The organism is Variovorax boronicumulans (assembly GCF_019352895.1).
Classification (GTDB): Bacteria; Pseudomonadota; Gammaproteobacteria; order Burkholderiales; family Burkholderiaceae_C; genus Variovorax; species Variovorax boronicumulans_A.
On sequence record NZ_JAAAFX010000004.1, the window covers coordinates 886,093 to 904,916 of the forward strand.

Genomic DNA, 18,824 nt, shown 5'->3' on the forward strand with positions numbered 1-18,824 from the left:
CTCAGGCCTCCTTGGTGGTGCCGCGCTGCCAACGCAGCACGCGGGCGGCGATCAGCTTGATCGCCAGGTCGCTCAAGAAGCCGAGCAGGCCGATGCTGACCATCGCAGCGATCACGATGTCGTAGCGCAGGAAGTAGTACGAATCCCAGAGCACGTAGCCCACGCCGCTCTTCACCGCCACCATCTCGGCCGTGACGGTCAGCATCCAGGCCGAGCCGATCGCGATGCGCAGGCCCGAAAAGATGCTCGGCAGCGCCGCCGGGAACACGATGTAGCGCAGCAGCTTGCCCGGCGTGCCGCCGGTCATGGCGCCGGCCCGCAGCAGGTTGCGGTCGCAGCTCTTCACGCCGTGGATGGTGCTCAGCAACACCGGGAAGAAGGAGCCCAGGAAGACCAGGAAGATGGCGGGCTTGTCGGCGATGCCGAACCAGATGATGGCCAGCGGAATCCACGACACCGGCGGCACCGGCCGCAGGATCTGCAGCACCGGCTCGATCAGCCGCTCCACCGTGCGCGACCAGCCGATCGCCATGCCGATGCCCACGCCCAGCACGGTCGAGATCGCGAAGCCCGCGAACACCCGCAGCGCACTCGACGCCACGTCGTGGATCCAGTGCCCGCTGTAGGTCTGCGTGTTGCCGTCGGTCGCGAACACCCAGTCGGCCCAGGCCACCAGCACCTGCGACGGCGCCGGCAGCAGCGCGGGCGGCAGCACCCCCGAGCGCGAAAAGATCTCCCAGCCCGCCAGTAGCAGGACCGGCACGATCGCACGCTCGATGCGGCTGTAGAACCGCTTCCAGAGCGGAACGGAAACCACCGCCGCTTGCGCCGCCGGCAGTGAAGTGGATAGCTGTGTCATCTGCAAAACCTTTACTCTTTCAATGCGCAGTGCGCCCTTCCCTTTCCTCGGACCCCTTCGCGGGCACCCGCGGAACCGGCTTAGCCGGGCCGCCGGGTGCGCCCCCTTGAGGGGGGACCGGCTACACGCAGTGAGCCGATCGGGGGTGGGTCATGCCTTCGGCTTTGCCGGGCCATCGGGTGCGCCCCCTTGAGGGGGGACCGGCGACACGAAGTGCGCCGGATCGGGGGTGGGTCAATACCCCAGTGCGGACTTGGGCTTGCCCGTGACCGCCTCGAGGAAGCGGTAGTCCATGTTCTTCTCCACCGCAGCGCTCACGTCGGTGTTGATGTACTTGAGGTCGCGCATCATCCTGGCGATGGCCACGGCCGAGGCGCGGTGCATCTCGTAGTCGGGGTAGAGGTTCGCGACCGCGCCGGTGGCGACGGCCTTGTCCAGGCCCGTGACCTTCTGGATCGTGTCGACGAACAGCGTCTTGTTGCTGCTCATCAGGTCGTTGACCTTGACGATCGAGCGCACCGTCTCTTCCACGCCCTTGGGACGCGAGGCGATCACGTCGGAGCGCGTCACGATCAGGTTGGTGAGCTTGCCCGCGGCCTGGTCATAGGGGTAGGCGAACAGTTTGGCGGCCTTGACTTCGCGGATCTGGGTGGCGAAGGGGTCGACCGAGCAGATCAGCTCGACCTCGCCGCGGCGCAGTGCCTGCACGTGGTCCGACGGGTTCGGGATGTTGATGAACTGCACGTCCTTGTTGATGTCGATGCCCTGCTTGGCGAAGGCGCCGCGCATGTGGATGTCCTGCGCATTGCCGCGCGAGGCCGCCACGCGGAAGGGCTTGCCCTGGGCCTTGTAGTCGGCGATCAGCTTCTTCAGGCCGGCCCAGTCGTTCTCGGCCAGCGGCAGGTCGTTGCCCACCAGGATCTGCGAGCCGCCGTTGATCTGGCCCGAGATCGCCACCACGTCGAAGCCCTTGTCGAGCGCGGTGGCGTAGTGCAGGTAGGTGACCTGGGCCACGTCGATGCTCTTGGACAGCAGCGCGGTCAGCACGTCGTTGCCGGTGTTGAAGGCGATGGCCTCGAGCTTCACGCCGGTGGCGTTCTCAGGCGTGAGCGCCAGCGGCGTGCAATGCGCGCACTTGGCGTAGCCGAGCTTGATCGCGTCCTGGGCCTGGCTGGCCATCGGCAGCACCGCGGCCGCCAGGAAGAAGAGTTGGGCAATGAACTTGAACATGGGTTCCCCGGGATGGTGGATGGCACCGCGATGTCGGTGCCTGCCCCTGTTCAGCAAATGACGTGCCAGCTTTGTATCCAATCTTCGAAAGCACCTTTCTCCTCTAGCGCATGACGAAAGAAGGATGCCCGGCGGGTCTTTGAGAACAACGCAGCGCACAGATTGGATACAAAGTTCCCGCCGATGGTGCGCGATGCACCGCGGCTTCACTCCCAGTAGCGCCGCCCCTCGTCGCCCCACAGCGCGCGCGAGGCCGCCTCGGCCTCAGCGCAGACGGCCTCCATGTCGACCTTCGTCGGGCGCCCGTCCTCGACCAGCACCTCGCCCGCCACCATCACCATGCGCACGTCGCGGCCCTGGCCCGTGTGGACCAGGTTGCCCAGCGGGTTGACGTGCGGACGCAGGTGCGGCCGGTTGGCGTCGAACACCACCAGGTCGGCCGCCTTGCCCACGGCCAGGCTGCCCAGCGTGTCGTCCATGCCCAGCGCCTTGGCGCCGCCCATGGTGGCCATGTGGAACACGTGGCGCGGCTGCCAGCTGTCGTCGACCTTGCCCTCCTGCACCCGCGCCGTGACCAGTGCCCAGCGCATCAGCTCGACCATGTCGCCGTGCTGCGTGTCGGTGGCCAGCGCCATGTTCACGCCCGCGCGTTGCAGCATCGGCGTGGGCGCGAGCCGGCCCGAGGTGGCATTGCACTTCGGGATGTGCACCGCGTGCGCGCCGGCCGCGGCCATCTTCTGCGCGTCCGATGGCGTGACGTAGATGCAATGCCCGCCCATCAACCGCTCGTTGAGCAGGCCCACCTCCTCCAGCACCTCGGTCGAGGTGCGCCCGCTGCGCGCGCGCACCCGGTCGACCTCGACCTGGCTCTGGCCCAGGTGGGTGCTGACCGTGAGGCCGTGCAGTGCCGAAGCGGCCGCCACCTCCTTGAGGAAGCCGTCAGAGCAGGTGTCGACCGCATGCGCCGCCAAGTTGACGCGCACCCGCGGGTGGCCTGCCCAGCGTGCGTGCAGCGCCAGGCCGGCCTCGAGCGTGCGCTGGCCGATGGCCGGGTCGTGATGCCAGTCGCCATGCGCCACGCGCGCAAAGTCCACGTCGTGGATGCGCCAGCTCGGGCACAGCCGCACGCCGAGTTCGACCACGGCCTCGGTGCTGACGTCGGCATGCACGAAGTTGTCGCCGATCACGGTCGAGCCGAACAGGAGCGCCTCCAGCGCGCCCAGCCGCGCGAGCGCACGCGCCTGCGCGGGGTCGACTTGCGTGCCCTTGGGAATGCCTGGCGTGTACGAGGGCGCGAAGCCCAGGTCGGCCGCCACGCCGCGGACCATGGTCAGGATGCCGTGGGTGTGGACGTTGACGAAGCCGGGCGTGACGAAGTGGCCCGGCAGGCGCAGCGTGCGTGCGGCCTGGTAGTGGGCGGGCGGTTGCGCATCGAGCCAGGTGATGCAGCCGTCACGGATGCCGATGGCGCTGCCCCGGATCTCGGGGCGGGCGGGGTCTGCGGTCAGCGCGATGGCGTCGAGCAGCAGCAGGTCGAAGAGGTGGGGCGTGAGGGGTGGTGCAGCGTGTTCCATGCTGTTGCCGAAGCAATGGGCATGCCGCGTTGTGTATCCAATCCTTGCGAAGGGTCCGGCGGGCGCCTCAGCCCAGCAAAGCCTCCGCCAGGTCGATCTCCGGCTCCTCCCGCTCGTGCAGGTTGAGCGAGCGCTCGATGTGGTGCAGGTGCTCGGTCATGAGCGCGACCGCGGCCTTCTTCTGGCCCGTCTCGATGGCGTCGATCAGCAGGGCGTGCTCGTCGTTGGGACAGGCGGCCACGGTGGGCGCCTCGAAGGTCAGGATCGCGAGGCAGGTCAGTGGCGTGAGCTCGCGCATCATGCGCGCCATGATGCTGCTGCCCGAGAGCTGAGCGAGCTGCACGTGGAACTCGCCCGACAGCCGCACCGCGGCCCGCCGGTCGCCGCTGGCGTGGGCCTGCTGCTCGCGCTTGAGCAGCGCGCGCAACTGCTTGACGGCGGTCGGCGCCTTGCCCTCGGCGATGCGGTCGATGAGCCGCAGCACGACGGCGGGCTCGAGCGTGCGGCGCACCTCGAGCACGTCGTGCGCCTCGTCGACGCTGGGCGTGGTGACGAAGGCGCCGCGGTTGGGGATCAGCGTGACCAGTTGCTCCACCGCCAGCCGCTGCAGCACGCCACGCACCTGCGTGCGGCTGACCGCGAACAGCTCGGCCACGCGCTCCTCCGAGAGCTTGGTGCCGGGCAGCAGCCGGTGCTCGACCACGGCCTCGTAGATGCGCTCGTAAATGTCGGCCTTGGACGCGGTCTTCGCGGCCGGCTTGGCCGCGCGCCGGGGAGTGGAAGAGGCCATGGTGTGAGCTTGCGTGCGAAAGGAAAAGCGAGGAACGCTCGGATGGTACCCAGAGACGGTCCGCCCCGTGCAGGCTTCAGTGCAGGCCATGCAGTTCGGTGAACAGGCTGCCCCAGCCCTCGACCCGCCGCGTGTCGACGCCGCACAGCCGCAGCGCCTTCCACACCGCGGTGCTGACCGTGTCGTAGACCGGGATGCCGAGCTCGGCTTCGAGCGCCGGCACCAGCCGCGCCGCGCGCAGGTTGGTGCAGAAGGTGGAGATGCACTGCGGCGACGCGGCCGCGAGTTCGCGCACCATGGCGCGGATCTCCTCGGTCGTGACCTCGGCAAACTCGAAGTTCACATGGCGGTCCAGGTGGCGCTCGGCCACGCAGTCATGGCCACTGGCGCGGTAGTTGGCCACGATGCGTTCCTGCACGTCGGCCAGGTAGGGCGTGGCGAGCGCGAAGCGCCGGCGGCCCGACATCGCCATCGCTTCGTTGAAGGCCAGCACCGAGGTGCAGGCCGGGATGCCCGTCTCGGCGGTGATGCGCGCGCACAGCGCCTCGTCGGTCTCGAAGCCGAGCCAGCCCGACGACGTCCCGTTCCAGGCGATCACGTCGACGCGCGCATCGGCCAGCAGCCGCGCCGCCTCGAGGATCGGCTCGATGTCGAACTGGCCCAGCGCCTGGCTGCGCAGCGAGATCTCGGTCACGCGAAAGCGCGCGAAATGCGCCGACACCTCGGGCAGGCCCGCGACCATCGCCGAGGTCAGCGGCTCCAGCGCGGTGTTGGACGAGGGGGTGAGCATCCCCAGCAGTACACGCTTCATGCGGTCAGACTTTCACTTCGCGGTTGAAGCGGTCGATGTATTCCGCGCGACGAGGATTGAGCTTGGCCCAGTCGACGCCATTCATCGCCTCGATGTCGGCGGTGTTCTTCGCGTAGGCCTGCAGGCCCTCGCTGAACACGGCCTTGGAACTCACCGGCGCGACGAAGTACGGTGCGGCCGCCATGCGGGTCTGCACCTCGGGGCTCAGCGCGGCGTTGATGTAGGCCGCGGCCAGGTCAGGGTTCTTGGTGTTCTTCACGATGTGCATCACGCTCTTGATGTGGATCCAGCCGGTGTCGGGCTTGGCCAGCGCCACCGGCACGCCCTTGCCCTGCAGGTCGCCCACGTTGTTGTTGTAGTGCACCGAAATGTCGATCTGGCCCTGCTGGAACAGCGTGGCGAGCGAGCCCGGGTTGCTGGCCACCGCGCTCACGTTGGGCATGAGCTTCTTGACGAAGGCGAAGGCCGGCTCGAGGTTCTCCTCGCTGCCGCCGTTGAGGCGCGCGATCTCGACCATCCAGGCCGACATCAGGGTCGAGCCCATGCCCGCCAGGCCCACGCGGCCCTTGTACTCGGGCTTGAGCAGGTCGTTCCACGAACGCGGCGGGTTCTTGATCTTCTCGGTGTTGTAGGCGATGCCGATGATCTGGCCCGACACGAACACGCCCAGGCCGCGCGGGTCGACCAGCTTCGAGGGCACGTCCTTGAGGTAGGGCATCTTGTCGACCGGCACCTTCTCGAAGATGTCCTGCGACAGCGCGGCCAGGTAGGGGCCCTCGTCCAGGATGATCACGTCGTAGGGCGGATTGGCCTTGGAGGCCACCACCTTCGACACCGTGTCGACCGCCAGCGAGGACACCAGGTTGGTCGAGGCGCCCGTGGCCTTGGCGAAGGCCGGCAGCAGGATCGCGCGGTGCGCCGACTCCCAGGCACCGGGGTAGGTGGTGGCCGAGATCGAACGCGATTGCGCGTGCACGAGGCCGGTGTGGGCGGCCAGTTGGGCGGCGCCGAGGCCGGCCACGCCTTGCAGCAGCTGGCGGCGGGACAAGAAGGTGCTGGAGGTGCTCATGGTGCGGATTCCTTGGGGTGGTGCGGCAACGCCTGCGATCCAGGCTCGGCCATCCAGCGCAATCTTTGTGCCACGCAGCGCCCTCCCCGACGGCCCGGGAGATGCCTCGGGAGCGGCCCCCATGGCGGTGCGGCCGCATGCGCCAACATGGAACGAAACGCACCATCTGTGCACAAGTTCATGCGATATTGGCGCCAATCTTCCGGTTGGTTGTAGCCAGGATCGGTTGCCGCCGCGCTCCGCATCGCATGGCACGTTTCTTGAGACGTGCAGGCATGGCGACGTCATTCCGACGTTGCACCAGCTGGTCCTCACACGCATGCAAAGTCCCGTTCGCGCGCCCGGCGTCGACGTCGTCCTCGACCAGATCCATCACCGCTACGCCGGTGCCACCGCGGTCGAGTCGGTGTCGCTGGCCATTCCCGCGGGCGAACTGGTCGCGCTGCTGGGCCCCAGCGGCTGCGGCAAGACCACGCTGCTGCGCGTGGTGGCCGGCCTGCTGCGCCAGACCGGCGGCACGGTGCGCATCGGCACCGAGATCGTCGACGCGCTGCCGACCAACGAACGCGGCGCGGGCATCGTGTTCCAGAACTACGCGCTGTTCCCGCACATGACGGTGGAGGCCAACGTGGCCTACGGCCTGCGCGCACGCGGCGTCGACGCCGCGGCCGCGCGCGCTACGGCGCTGGAAATGCTGTCGATGGTGCGCATGGCCGACTACGGCAAGCGCTACCCGCGCGAGCTCTCGGGCGGCCAGCAGCAGCGCGTGGCGCTGGCCCGCACGCTGGCGGTGCGGCCGCGCGTGCTGCTGCTCGACGAGCCCTTCGCCGCGCTCGACAAGAACCTGCGGCTGGACATGCAGATCGAGATCAAGCGCATCCAGCGCGAGCTCGGCATCACCACGCTGCTGGTCACGCACGACCAGGACGAGGCGATGTCGATGGCCGACCGCATCGCGGTAATGCATGCTGGTCGCGTCGAGCAGTTCGACACGCCCGAGGCCATCTACGACCGGCCCGCCACGCTCTTCGTCGCGACCTTCATCGGCACCGCCAACCTGCTGGCCGGCCGCCTGGCCGCGGGCGATCAAGGCGGCTTCTCGGTGGCCTGCGAAGGCGGCGGCGCGCTGGCACTCGAGCGCGCCGCGCCCTGCTCGCGCAGCGGCGCGGTGGTGGTCGCGGCCCGGCCCGAGCACCTGGCGCTGGCCGCGCCATCCGAATACACGCTGCCGGCCACCGTCGAGATGGTGCTGCCGCTGGGCCCCTCGCTGGTCTACGAGCTGCTGCTGGGCAACGGCCGCACGGTCAAGGTCACGCAGCCGCGCAATGCCGAGCTGCACCGCTATGCAGCCGGCGACCGCGTGGGCCTGAGCCTGCGCCCGGGCTCGCCGGCCGGCGTCTTCGCGGGCTGACGCGATGGCTGCCAACGCCTCCACCGCGCGCTCGGCTTCTGCGCTGCCGCTGAGCCTTCCCCTGGGCCTGTTCTTCGTCGCCTTCGTGCTGGCGCCGATGCTGCTGCTGGCCTGGGTCAGCCTGCACAACGACCCCGAGATGACGCAGGCCGGCTTCGGCCAGTACGCCAAGTTCCTCACCGACGGCTTCAACCTCGTGGTGCTCGGCAACACGCTGTGGCTGGGCGTCGAGGTCACGGTGCTGACGATCCTGATCGGCTTCCCGCTGGCCTACCTCTACACGCAGGCGCCGGGCCGCTGGCAGGGCCCGCTGATGCTGCTGATCATCCTGCCGCTCCTGACCAGCTCGGTGGTACGCACCTTCGCCTGGGTCGTGATCCTCGGGCGCCAGGGCATCCTCAACACCGCGCTGCTCGACCTGGGCCTGATCGCCGAGCCGATCAAGCTGCTCTACACGCCCGGCGCGGTAGCCGTTGCGCTGGCGCAGATCGAACTGCCGCTGATGGTGCTGCCGTTGATCACCGCACTCATGAACGTCGACGCCAACCTGCGCCAGGCCTCGCTCGCGCTGGGCGCGGGCCACTGGCGCACCTTCTGGCAGGTGACGCTGCCGCTGTCGATGCCGGGGCTGCTCGCGGGCTCGCTGCTGGTGTTCGCCTCCAGCGTGAGCGCCTTCGTGACGCAGACGCTGGTGGGCGGCGGGCAGCAGATGTTCATGCCCTACTACATGTACCAGCAGGCCATCCAGGCCAACAACTATCCGTTCGCGGCCGCCATCGCCATGCTGCTGCTGGTGTGCGTGCTGGCCGTGGTGGTCGCCATCAATGCGCTCGGTCGGCGCAGCAAGGGGTTCGTCCATGGCTGAAGCCTTCGTCTCGGGCACGCCGCGCGTGCCCTCCGCCGTCCCGCGGGCCGCCGAATCGCTGCGCGGCCTGATCGAGCGGCGCTCCTTCTGGGCGGTGTTCGGCCTGCTGGGCCTGTTCGCGGGCGTGCTGCTGATGGCGCCCACGGTGGTGGTGCTGATCACCTCCTTCACCAGCGGCTACTCGCTCAAGTTCCCTCCGCCCGGCTATTCAAGCCGCTGGTACGTGGCACTGTGGAACGAATCGCCCGAACTGATCGACGCCTTCGTGCTGTCGCTCAAGCTCGCGGCCATCGCCACCAGTGCGTCGATCGTGCTGGCCGTGGCCGCCGCGCTGGCGCTGGCCCGCCGGCGCGAGGCCTGGGCGCGCGTGGCCGAGTCGGTGCTGCTGTCACCGCTGATGCTGCCCGCGCTGGCCATCGGCCTGTCGCTGCTGATGCTGTTCAACCTGGCGGGCACCGGGCTGTCGCTCTGGACGCTGGTGATCGGCCACGTGGCCATCACCACGCCCTACATCCTGCGCACCACCTCGGCCAGCCTGCTGCAGATGGACGGCAGCCTGCTCGAGAGCGCGCATTCGCTGGGCGCCTCGCCGCTCTATGTGTTCCGCACCGTGACGCTGCCGCTGATCGCGCGCGGCATCGCGGCCGGCGCCTTCATCGGCTTCATGTACTCCTTCGACAACGTGGCGGTGTCGCTGTTCCTTTCGGACGCGCGCAGCGAGGTGCTGCCGATCCGCATGTGGCACATCATCGAATCCAACCTCGACGTGCGTGCCGCCGCGGTGTCGGGCGTGCTGATCGCGGCCACGCTGGTGCTGATGGTGGTGATGGAGCGCGTGGCGGGCATCTCGCGCCACTTCCGCTGATGCCTGCGATGTCAGGGCCGCACGCGGTCGCCGCCCCAGCGCAGCCGCAGCGCCAGGTACTCGGCTTCGCAGACGCCGTCGCGCAGCGCAAGCGCGAAACCGGTCAGGCGGCAGAAGGCCTCGATGCCGTAGTCGCCGAGGTCCGCGCGCCGCAGCCGCGCATGGCGCAGGCCCAGCACCAGCGTGTGCACGCCGCCCAGCTTGAGCGCGCCCGCGCACATCGGGCAGGGCTCCATCGTGCAGTAGAGCGTGGCGCCCTGCGCGGCCTCGGGGCCGTGCTGCGCGAAGGCATCGCGCAGGGCCTCGGGCTCGGCATGGGCCGTGACGTCGCCGCGCGTGACCTGCCGGTTCTGGCCGCGCCCGAGCAGGCACCCGTCCTTCACCAGCACCGCGCCGGTAGGCCAGTCGCCGCGCGCGTACGCCTCGCGCGCCTCGGCCAGCGCCAGCTGCATCCAGCGCACATCGTCTTCGTTCGTCGTGTCGTTCATGGCGGTCGTCCGTTCACAGCAAATCCAGGAGCTTGTCCATGAGCAAGAAACGCACCCTTCTGCGCCACGCGCGCGCCCTGCTGGGCGATGCGCTGGCCTTCGACGGCCAGCCGCGCGACGTGCTGGTCGAGGGCGATCGCATCGCCGCGATCGAGCCGGCCGGCACGCTGGCCGATGCCGAGCACACCATCGACCTGCGCGACCGCCTGCTGGTGCCCGGCCTGGTCAACGGCCACCAGCATTCGCACGAGCACTTCCAGCGCGGGCGCACCGAGAACCTGCCGCTCGAACTCTGGATGCACCTGGTGCGCACCCGCACGCCCGTCGCGCTGACACCGCGCCAGGTCTACCTGCGCACCATGATCGGTGCGATCGAGTCGCTGCGCACCGGCTGCACCACGCTGGTCGACGACACCGCCCTGGGCGGCGCGATCGACCGCGCGCGCATCGAGGCCGCGCTGCAGGCCTACGACGACGCCGGCATCCGCGCGCTGGTGGGCTTCGCGATGATGGACAAGCCCATCGTCGACAACTTCCCCTTCGTCGAGAAGCACTTTCCCGCCGAACTGGCGGCCGAGCTGCGCGCGGCCTCGCGGCCCGCGCCCGAAGACCAGTTGGCGCTGGTGCGCGAACTCGCGCGCACGCGGCATCCGCAATCGAAGCGCGTGGGCGTGCTGGTGTCGGCGTCGGCACCGCAGCGCTGCACCGAGGGCTTCCTGCAGGCCGTGCGCGGCCTCGCCGACGATCTGGCCCTGCCCGTCATCACGCACGTGCAGGAAACGCGGCTGCAGGTGGTCACGGGCCAGCTCTTCTTCGGCTGCCCGATCGTCGAGTACCTCGACCGCATCGGCTTCCTGAAGCCGGCCACCAGCCTGATCCATGCGGTCTGGCTCAACCCGCGCGAGATCGACGCGCTGGCGCGCAGTGGCGCCACCGCGCAGCACAACCCCTGGAGCAACCTGCTGCTGGGCTCGGGCGTGCAGCCGGTGCGCGAACTGCTCGACGCGGGCGTCAACGTGAGCCTGGGCTCCGACGGCAGCTGCTCGACGGTGACGGTGAACATGCTCAACGTGCTGGGCAGCGCGGCCGCGGTGTCGAAGCTGCGCGGCGACGACCACCGGCGCTGGCTGTCGGCGCACGAGGCCCTGCATGCCGGCACGCTCGCGGGCGGCCGCGCCCTGGGCTTCGGCGAGGCGCTGGGCTCGCTGCGCGTGGGCGCCATCGCCGACCTGGTGGCCTACCGCACCGACAGCGTGACCTTCACGCCCTTCAACGACCCCGTGCGCCAGCTGGTCTATGCCGAGCGCGGCGCGGGCCTGGACTTCTCGATGGTCGCGGGCGAGGTCGCGATCGAGGGCGGCGTGCTCACGCGCGTCGACGAGGCCGCGCTGCTGCGCGAGATCGAGCGCGAGTTCCAGGACCTGGCGCCGCGCTACGCGCAGGCCGAGGCCCAGATGGCGCCGGTGCTCGAGGCGGTGGAGCGCATCCACCGCGAGGGCCTGGCCACGGCCATCGCGCCCGACACCTTCGCCGCGAGGCTCGCATGAGCACGCCGCGCGACTTCGCGGGCTACCGCGGGAACTACCCTGTGCTGCGCTGGCCCGGCGATGCGGGCCTGGCCGTGTCCTTCGTGCTCAACGTCGAGGAAGGCGCCGAGTTCGCGCTGAGCGCGGGCGATGCGCGCAACGAGAGCCGCCACGAGGTCAACCACGAGGTGGTGGGGGCGCCCGACCTCTGCATGGAAAGCCAGTTCGAGTACGGCGCGCGCGTGGGCTACGGGCGCATCACGCGCATGCTGAGGGAGGCCGGCGTGCCGCTCACGCTCAACGCCTGCGCGCGTGCGCTCGAGGCCACGCCCTGGATCGCGACCGATGCCGCGCAACAGGGCTTCGAGGTCTGCTGCCACGGCTGGCGCTGGGAATCGCACGCGGGCATGGCCGAGGCCGACGAGCGCGCGCTGATCGCGCGCTGCGTCGAGAGCATCCGCCGGCTGCACGGCCGCGCGCCCGTGGGCTGGCACACGAAGTCCTCGGCCTCGGTGAACACGCGCCGGCTGCTGGCCGAACACGGCGGCTTTCTCTACGACAGCGACGCCTACAACGACGATGTGCCCTACTACGTGCAGGCGGCCGGCCGGCCGCACCTGGTGCTGCCCTATGCCTTCGACACCAACGACATGCGCTTCTTCGACAACTTCGCCTATGTGCGCGGCAGCGACTTCGCCGACTATGCGATCGATGCCTTCGACTGCCTGCTGGCCGAGTCGCGGCACGCGCCGCGCATGATGTCGATCGGCCTGCACACGCGCATCATCGGCCGGCCCGGACGCATCAACGGCCTGGCGACGCTGCTCGCGCACATCGCGCAGCGCGGCGGCGCCTGGTGCGCGACGCGTGAGCAGATCGCGCGCCACTGGCTGGCCCACGTGCCCGCGGAGTCGACGCGATGACTGCATTGCACGAGATGGGCGCACGCGAGATGGCGGCGCGCGTGGCCTCGGGTGCGCTGCGTGCGACCGATGTCGCGCGCCACTTCATCGAACGCGTCGAGCGGCTCAACCCCGCGCTCAACGCCATCGTGCAGTTCGATGCGCGGCAGGTCCTGGACGATGCTGCCGCGGTCGAGCACCGCCTCGCGTCCGGCGAGACGCTGCCGATGGCCGGCGTGCCCTTCACCGTCAAGGACAACCTCTGGGTCGAGGGCCGGCACATCGCACAGGGCTCGCGGCTGTTCGAGGATTTCGTCGCGCCGCGCGATGCCTGGGCCGTGGCGCGGCTGCGCGAGCGCGGTGCGGTGGTGCTGGGCATCACCAACTGCTCGGAGTTCGCCTGCAAGGGCGTGACGTCCAACCTGCTGTACGGCGCGACGCGGCACCCGATCGACCCGACGCTCACGCCCGGCGGCTCCTCGGGCGGCGCGGTGTCGGCGCTGGCCGCGGGCCTGGGCCTGCTCGCGCTGGGCACCGACGCGGGCGGCTCCACGCGCCGCCCCGCAGCCCATTGCGGGCTCGTGGGCTTCAAGCCCAGCCCCGGCCTGATCCCGCATCCGTGGGGCTTTGCCGAGCCGAACTACGGCCTGTCGGTGATCGGCGTGATAGCGCGCAACGTGGCCGACAGCGCCTGGCTCTACGACCAACTGCTGGCCTACGACGCGGCCGACCCGGCGGGCGTGCCGATCGGCGTCGGGCTCGATGCCCTGCCATCGCTCGATGCACCGCTGCCTGGCGACCTGCGCGTCGCCTGGAGCCCGCAGCTGGGCTGCGACTTCGCGATCGACGACGACGTGTTGGCCGCACTGCAGTCGCGCGTCGATGCGCTGCGCGCCGCGGGCTGGCGGATCGCCGATGCCGATCCGCCCTGGCCCCTCGAAGCGCGCGAGTACCCCTTGCTCGCGCTGCAGCAGGCCGGCCTGCATGCGCTCTACGGCCACCGGCTGGCCGAGGAACGCGAACGCATCGACCCGGTGCTGGTGCAGCAGATCGAGGCCGGCGCCCGGGTCACATCGGCCGACGTGGCGCGCGCCCTGCGCCTGCGGCAGCGCATCGGCGCCAGCCTGGCGCGCTTCTTCGAATCCTTCGATGTGCTGCTGTGCCCGACCACCCCGGTCACGGCCTGGCCGCTCGACCAGCTGGGCCCGCCCACCATCGGCGGGCGGCCTGCCGGACCGCGCGGCCACGCGGCCTTCACGCCGCTGTTCAACTACTGCGGCGTGCCGGCCTGCTCGGTGCCGGCGGGCGAAGTGCGCGGATTGCCGGTCGGGCTGCAGGTGGTGGCGCCCTGCTACGAGGACGCACGCGTGCTGCAGTGCGCGCAGCACATCGAGACGCTCCTCTGAGCAGGGTTTTTCGCTTCGTCTTTACCGCCCCTGCCGATATGTGTACTCTGTCCACAAACCTGGAGGCACGACCATGGCATACCCGGACATCGTCCCGCGCCCGACCTGGCAGGCGGCGCGCGACGAACTGCTGAAGGCGGAGAAGGAACTGACCCGCGCGCACGATGTGCTCAACGCGCGACGACGGCAACTGCCGATGACCGAGATCACACACGACTACGTCTTCGCCTCGACGACGCGAAAGGACCTGCGCCTGGTCGACCTGTTCGAGGGCCACGACCAGCTCATCGTCTATCACAACATGCTCACCGAGAGCCACATCTGCCCGGGCTGCTCCTTCGTCAGCGACAACATGATGAACGACTTCTCGCACCTGCATGCACGCGACACGAACTTCGTGATGGTGGCGCGCGCGAGCGTGGCGCGCATCGAGGCGGTCAAGGCGCGGCTGGGCTGGACCTTTCCGTGGGTGTCGTGCGAGGGCACGACCTTCCACGAAGACTTCGTGACCGCGCAGGACAACGCGGCCTTCGGCCTGTCGGTGTTCATGCGCCAGGGCCCGCGCGTGTTCCAGACCTGGTTCACCTCGGGCCGCGGCGTCGAGCAGGCCAGCAACACCTTCAACCTGCTCGACCTCACGCCCTGGGGCCGGCAGGAGACCTGGGAGGTCTCGCCGCCCGGCTGGCCCCAGGACCCGACCTACAGCTGGCAGCGGCTGCACGACGAGTACCCGGCGCCGAGCGCAACGCCCTGACACCCCGACACGGCGCTTTTCGTTCAGCGTTGGAAATAACCGACACCACGACCCATCGCGCGGCGCTAACTTTGGCGCCATGAGTCAAGCCAAAAGAATCTGGGACATCTCTCCCCCCGTGTACGAGGGCGCGCCGGTCTTTCCCGGCGACACGCCCTACCGCCAGCGCTGGGCCGCGCGCATCGGCCCGGGCTGCCCGGTCAACGTGAGCGAGATCGGCCTGTCGCCGCATGTCGGCGCGCATGCCGACGCCCCGCTGCACTACGACCCCGAGGGCGCCACCATCGGCCACGTCGACCTCGCGCCCTACCTGGGCCGCTGCCGCGTGATCCATGCGATCGCCAAGGGCCCGCTGATCGAATGGGCGCACCTCGAACACGCGCTGGCCGACCTGCCGCCGCGCGTGCTGGTGCGCACCTATGCGCGCGCACCGGTCGACCACTGGGACGGCGCCCTCGCCGCCTACGCGCCCGCCACCATCGAGCGCCTGGCCGCGCTGGGCGTGACGCTGGTGGGCATCGACACCGCCAGCATCGACCCGGCCGACAGCAAGACACTGGACAGCCACCAGGTGATCCGCCGGCTCGACCTGCGCGTGCTCGAGAACCTCGTGCTCGACGCGGTGCCCGAGGGCGACTACGAACTCATCGCGCTGCCGCTCAAGCTGGTCAGCGCCGATGCCTCTCCCGTGCGCGCAGTGCTGCGCAGCCTCTGAACCCATGAAGACCCCCATGACCCTCGACGACTGCCGCGCCCTCGACTGCGCCGATCCGCTGCGCGACCTGCGCGCCCAATTCACGCTGCCCGCCGACGTGATCTACCTCGACGGCAATTCGCTGGGCGTGCTGCCCGCGGCCGCCCCCGCGCGCATCGCCGCGGTGGTGGCCGAGGAATGGGGCCAGGGCCTGATCCGCTCGTGGAACAGCGCCAGCTGGTTCGACCTGCCGCAGCGCCTGGGCGACAAGCTGGCCCGGCTGATCGGCGCCGCGCCCGGAGAGGTGGTGTGCACCGACAGCACCTCCATCAACCTCTACAAGGTGCTGTTCGCCGCCATGAGCCAGGTGCTCGAGTACGGCGACGACGCGCGCCGCACCGTGGTCAGCGAACGCAGCAACTTCCCGACCGACCTCTACATCGCCGAGTCGCTGTGCCGCGAGCGCGGCTTCACGCTGCGGCTGATCGACAGCGTCGATGCGCTGCCCACCGCGCTCACGGCCGAGGTCGCGGTGCTGATGCTCACGCACGTCAACTACCGCACCGGCGCGATGCACGACATGAAGGCCGTCACGGCCGCCGCGCATGCGGTGGGCGCGCTGACGGTCTGGGACCTGGCCCACAGTGCGGGCGCGGTGCCTGTGAGGCTCAACGACAGCGATGCCGACTACGCGATCGGCTGCGGCTACAAGTACTTGAACGGCGGCCCGGGCGCGCCGGCCTTCGTGTGGGTGCACACGCGGCACGCGGGCCGCTTCGAGCAGCCGCTGTCGGGTTGGTGGGGCCATGCCGCCCCCTTCGAATTCACGCCCCACTACCGGCCCGCGCCGGGCGTGGGCCGCTACCTGTGCGGCACGCAGCCCATCGTGAGCCTGTCGGCGCTCGAATGCGGGCTCGACACCGTGCTGGCCGCCGAAGCCTTCGACGGCGAAGCAGGCGCCATGTCGGCCCTGCGCACCAAGTCGCTGGCGCTGACCGATGCCTTCATCGCGCTGGTCGAGGCGCGCTGCCCCGGCCGCTTCACCCTGGTCACGCCGCGCGCGCATGCGCAGCGCGGCTCGCAGGTCTGCCTGGCGCTGCAGGACGCGGCCAGCGCCAGCGCCAGCGCCTATGCGATCGTGCAGGCGCTGATCGCGCGCGGCGTGATCGGCGACTTCCGCGCCGGCGACGCGCAGGTGCCCGACATCCTGCGCTTCGGCTTCACGCCGCTGTACCTGCGCTTCGAGGACGTGTGGCAATCGGTCGAGCATCTGGTGCAGGTGCTCGAGCAGGAAGAATGGAAGCGCGCCGAGTTCAATCAGAAGAACGCGGTGACCTGATGACGAAGGGCACCGAAAAGATCGTCCACGAGGAAAAGGCGCAGCTGGATTTCAGCGCCTCGATGAGCTACGGCGACTACCTGCACCTCGACGAGATCCTGGGCGCGCAGCACCCGCTCTCGCCCGCGCACGACGAGATGCTGTTCATCGTGCAGCACCAGACCAGCGAGCTCTGGATGAAGCTCATGCTGCACGAGCTCAACGCGGCCACCCGCTGCATTGCCACCGAGCAGCTGGCCGATGCCTTCAAGATGCTGGCGCGCGTGAGCCGCATCATGGAACAGCTGGTCAGCGCCTGGACCGTGCTCTCGACCATGACGCCGCCCGAGTACACCGCGATGCGCCCCTACCTCGCGAACTCCAGCGGCTTCCAGAGCGCGCAGTACCGCTGCATCGAGTTCGCGCTGGGCAACAAGAACGCTGCCATGCTCAAGCCGCACGCCCACCGCGCCGACCTGCTGGCCCAGGTCGACGCGGCCTACCGCGCGCCCTCGCTCTACGACGAGTCGCTGCGCCTGCTCGCGCGGCGCGGCCTGCCGGTGCCGGCCGACCGGTTGGAGCGCGACTGGACCCAGCCCTACGAGGCCAGCGACGGCGTCGAGGCCGCCTGGCTCACGGTCTACCGCGCGCCGCACGAACACTGGGACCTCTACCAGCTGGGCGAGAAGCTCACCGACCTCGAGGACGCCTTCCGCCTCTGGCGCTTCCGCCACGTGACCACCGTCGAGCGCGTGATCGGCTTCAAGCGCGGCACCGGCGGCACCGGCGGCGTGAGCTACCTGCGCAAGATGCTCGACGTGGTGCTGTTTCCGGAGATCTGGCGCTTGCGGACCGAACTCTGAGTTTTTCCACCAAGGCAGGGCTCGCATGGATTGCCCCCTCCGTACAAAACGCTACAGTTTTGCAACACACGGAGGTGCCTGCCATGAACGACATCCGGTTCACATCCGACGAGCGCGCCGCGCTGCGCGCCCACGGCATCGTGCTGTTCGCCGAGCGCGTGATCTTCGACGCCCAGCCGCCGATGCCGGCGTCGCAGATCGCGGCCGTGCAGGCGCTGTGCGCCGGGCCGCTGCCCGAGGCGCTGCTCGCGCTGTGGCAGCAGACGGCGGGTGGCCGGCTCGACTACGACCTCACGCTGGAGATGAACGGCAACGTCGAGGCCGTGAGCTGGTCCGAGCTGTTCTGGAACGGCAGCGACGGCTACCGCGACCTGCAGGGCTGGATCGTGCACGAGCAGGAACTGGCCGAGGAAGCGGCCGAGGACGGCGGCCCGCCCTGGCAGGGCACGCTGGCGCTGCTGCCCTTCGGGGGCTTCGAGTACTGCGACCGCCTCTACGCGGTGGTCGAGCCCGGCGCCGATTACGGCAGGATCGTGGCCTGGAAGCAGGGCCTGCCGCCGGCCTGGACCCATGCGCTGCACGAGGACGGCCTGAGCGTGGTCGCGCCCGACCTGCCCGGCGCCTTCACGGCACTGCACCTCGACGACGACCCGCTGGCGCCCACCAGCGACTACTTCTCGGGCCAGACCCTGCTGGCCTACCTCGACGACCGGCACCAGGACCACGGGCTGGACCTCGACCTGATGGACAAGCTGGTGGGCTTCTACCGCCTCGCCATCCACGACTGGCGCACGCCGCTGGCCGACGGCACGCTGCGCCACCAGCCGGCGCTCGCGCGCGCGGCGCTGCGCCATGCGGTGGCCACCGACGATGCCGCGTTGATCGTGGAACTGGCCGCGGCGGGCCTGCGCTTCGAAGGCCCGCTGCAGGGCAGCGCGCTGGCGACCGACGTGGCGCTCGCGCAGGGCGCCTATGTGGCGGCCGCGGCGCTGGTGCGTGCGGGCGCGCCGGTGGCGGCGGACGCGCTGCGCAACATCGACGGCCAGATCGGCCCCGAACTCACGGCCGCCCTGCTGGCCAACGGCGCCGAGCCCGACGTCGAGGCGATCGTCAAGTGCGCCGCCTGCGGCGCACCGGCCAGCGCGCACCTGATCGCGGAGGCCTGCACGCAGGCCGGCATCGACGTGCCCATGGCTTTCGCCACCGACCGCGACGCGATGCTGGGCGAACTGGAAAGCGCGCTCGCGCAAATGGCCGACGGCCACCACGGCCACTACCTGGGCCGCGAAGGGCTGGCCCAGCGCATCGAGCGGCTGCAGGACTTCAGGCTCTGAGGCCGCGCGGGTTCAGCCGCCGCTCAATCGCCGATTGTTCGCCGCTTGCCCAGCGTCTATCCGCC

18 protein-coding genes are annotated in these 18,824 nt (G+C 70.0%); 11 read left to right on the forward strand and 7 right to left on the reverse strand.

Translation table 11 applies throughout. The annotated features are described in order from the left end of the window. Position 1: 1 nt before the first annotated feature. The 6 genes from K0H49_RS05700 to K0H49_RS05725 all read right to left on the reverse strand — a co-directional run bounded on the left by K0H49_RS05700 (position 2) and on the right by K0H49_RS05725 (position 6,333). On the reverse strand, positions 2–859 hold the full coding sequence (locus K0H49_RS05700) for an ABC transporter permease (protein ID WP_219210140.1): 858 nt from the start codon (positions 857–859) through the stop codon (positions 2–4). Between the two features lie 234 nt (positions 860–1,093). Next, positions 1,094–2,089 carry an ABC transporter substrate-binding protein gene (locus tag K0H49_RS05705; RefSeq protein WP_219210141.1) on the reverse strand — a complete coding sequence of 332 codons (996 nt, stop codon included), beginning with the start codon at positions 2,087–2,089 and terminating at the stop codon, positions 1,094–1,096. Between the two features lie 206 nt (positions 2,090–2,295). Next, positions 2,296–3,663, reverse strand: a complete 1,368-nt coding sequence (locus K0H49_RS05710) for an amidohydrolase family protein (RefSeq protein WP_219210143.1) — start codon at positions 3,661–3,663, stop codon at positions 2,296–2,298. Between the two features lie 67 nt (positions 3,664–3,730). Continuing rightward, on the reverse strand, positions 3,731–4,453 hold the full coding sequence (locus tag K0H49_RS05715; protein WP_219210146.1) for a GntR family transcriptional regulator: 723 nt from the start codon (positions 4,451–4,453) through the stop codon (positions 3,731–3,733). A 76-nt stretch (positions 4,454–4,529) separates the two neighbouring features. After that, positions 4,530–5,264 (reverse strand): maleate cis-trans isomerase family protein, encoded by a 735-nt coding sequence (locus K0H49_RS05720; RefSeq protein ID WP_219210148.1) that lies wholly within the window; start codon positions 5,262–5,264, stop codon positions 4,530–4,532. 4 nt (positions 5,265–5,268) lie between these two features. Continuing rightward, complete coding sequence (locus tag K0H49_RS05725) at positions 5,269–6,333, reverse strand: ABC transporter substrate-binding protein (protein WP_219210150.1); 1,065 nt, start codon at positions 6,331–6,333, stop codon at positions 5,269–5,271. Between the two features lie 319 nt (positions 6,334–6,652). Between K0H49_RS05725 and K0H49_RS05730 the strand changes: the two genes are divergently transcribed. The 3 genes from K0H49_RS05730 to K0H49_RS05740 are packed head-to-tail and all read left to right on the forward strand — an operon-like array spanning position 6,653 to position 9,474. Then, on the forward strand, positions 6,653–7,744 hold the full coding sequence (locus K0H49_RS05730) for an ABC transporter ATP-binding protein (RefSeq protein ID WP_219210151.1): 1,092 nt from the start codon (positions 6,653–6,655) through the stop codon (positions 7,742–7,744). Between the two features lie 4 nt (positions 7,745–7,748). Further along, positions 7,749–8,609 carry an ABC transporter permease gene (locus K0H49_RS05735; protein WP_219210152.1) on the forward strand — a complete coding sequence of 287 codons (861 nt, stop codon included), beginning with the start codon at positions 7,749–7,751 and terminating at the stop codon, positions 8,607–8,609. After that, entirely contained in the window at positions 8,602–9,474 is an 873-nt protein-coding gene (locus tag K0H49_RS05740) for an ABC transporter permease (RefSeq protein ID WP_219210153.1), read from the forward strand. Before K0H49_RS05735 ends, K0H49_RS05740 begins: the two co-directional genes overlap by 8 nt. A gap of 11 nt (positions 9,475–9,485) precedes the next feature. On the opposite strand, the gene K0H49_RS05745 is transcribed toward K0H49_RS05740, so the two are convergent. Beyond that, positions 9,486–9,962 (reverse strand): nucleoside deaminase, encoded by a 477-nt coding sequence (locus tag K0H49_RS05745; protein WP_219210154.1) that lies wholly within the window; start codon positions 9,960–9,962, stop codon positions 9,486–9,488. Between the two features lie 38 nt (positions 9,963–10,000). On the opposite strand from K0H49_RS05745, the gene K0H49_RS05750 reads away from it, so the two are divergent. The 8 genes from K0H49_RS05750 (at position 10,001) to K0H49_RS05785 (ending at position 18,759) form a co-directional block, all read left to right on the forward strand. Beyond that, complete coding sequence (locus K0H49_RS05750) at positions 10,001–11,509, forward strand: amidohydrolase family protein (RefSeq protein WP_219210155.1); 1,509 nt, start codon at positions 10,001–10,003, stop codon at positions 11,507–11,509. Next, on the forward strand, positions 11,506–12,411 hold the full coding sequence (locus K0H49_RS05755; RefSeq protein ID WP_219210156.1) for a polysaccharide deacetylase family protein: 906 nt from the start codon (positions 11,506–11,508) through the stop codon (positions 12,409–12,411). The genes K0H49_RS05750 and K0H49_RS05755 overlap by 4 nt, the downstream gene beginning before the upstream one ends. Continuing rightward, the gene (locus K0H49_RS05760; RefSeq protein WP_219210157.1) at positions 12,408–13,796 is read left to right on the forward strand and encodes an amidase; all 1,389 of its coding nucleotides are present in this window, start codon (positions 12,408–12,410) and stop codon (positions 13,794–13,796) included. Before K0H49_RS05755 ends, K0H49_RS05760 begins: the two co-directional genes overlap by 4 nt. A gap of 73 nt (positions 13,797–13,869) precedes the next feature. After that, a complete protein-coding gene (locus K0H49_RS05765) occupies positions 13,870–14,550 on the forward strand; it encodes a DUF899 domain-containing protein (RefSeq protein ID WP_219210166.1) in 681 nt (226 codons plus the stop codon). 79 nt (positions 14,551–14,629) lie between these two features. Continuing rightward, entirely contained in the window at positions 14,630–15,265 is a 636-nt protein-coding gene (gene kynB, locus K0H49_RS05770) for an arylformamidase (protein WP_219210168.1), read from the forward strand. A gap of 16 nt (positions 15,266–15,281) precedes the next feature. Next, positions 15,282–16,583, forward strand: a complete 1,302-nt coding sequence (kynU, locus tag K0H49_RS05775; RefSeq protein WP_257624598.1) for a kynureninase — start codon at positions 15,282–15,284, stop codon at positions 16,581–16,583. Further along, the gene (gene kynA / locus K0H49_RS05780; RefSeq protein ID WP_219210172.1) at positions 16,583–17,425 is read left to right on the forward strand and encodes a tryptophan 2,3-dioxygenase; all 843 of its coding nucleotides are present in this window, start codon (positions 16,583–16,585) and stop codon (positions 17,423–17,425) included. The genes kynU and kynA overlap by 1 nt, the downstream gene beginning before the upstream one ends. A gap of 83 nt (positions 17,426–17,508) precedes the next feature. Continuing rightward, positions 17,509–18,759 carry an SMI1/KNR4 family protein gene (locus K0H49_RS05785; protein ID WP_219210174.1) on the forward strand — a complete coding sequence of 417 codons (1,251 nt, stop codon included), beginning with the start codon at positions 17,509–17,511 and terminating at the stop codon, positions 18,757–18,759. Positions 18,760–18,824: the final 65 nt, after the last annotated feature.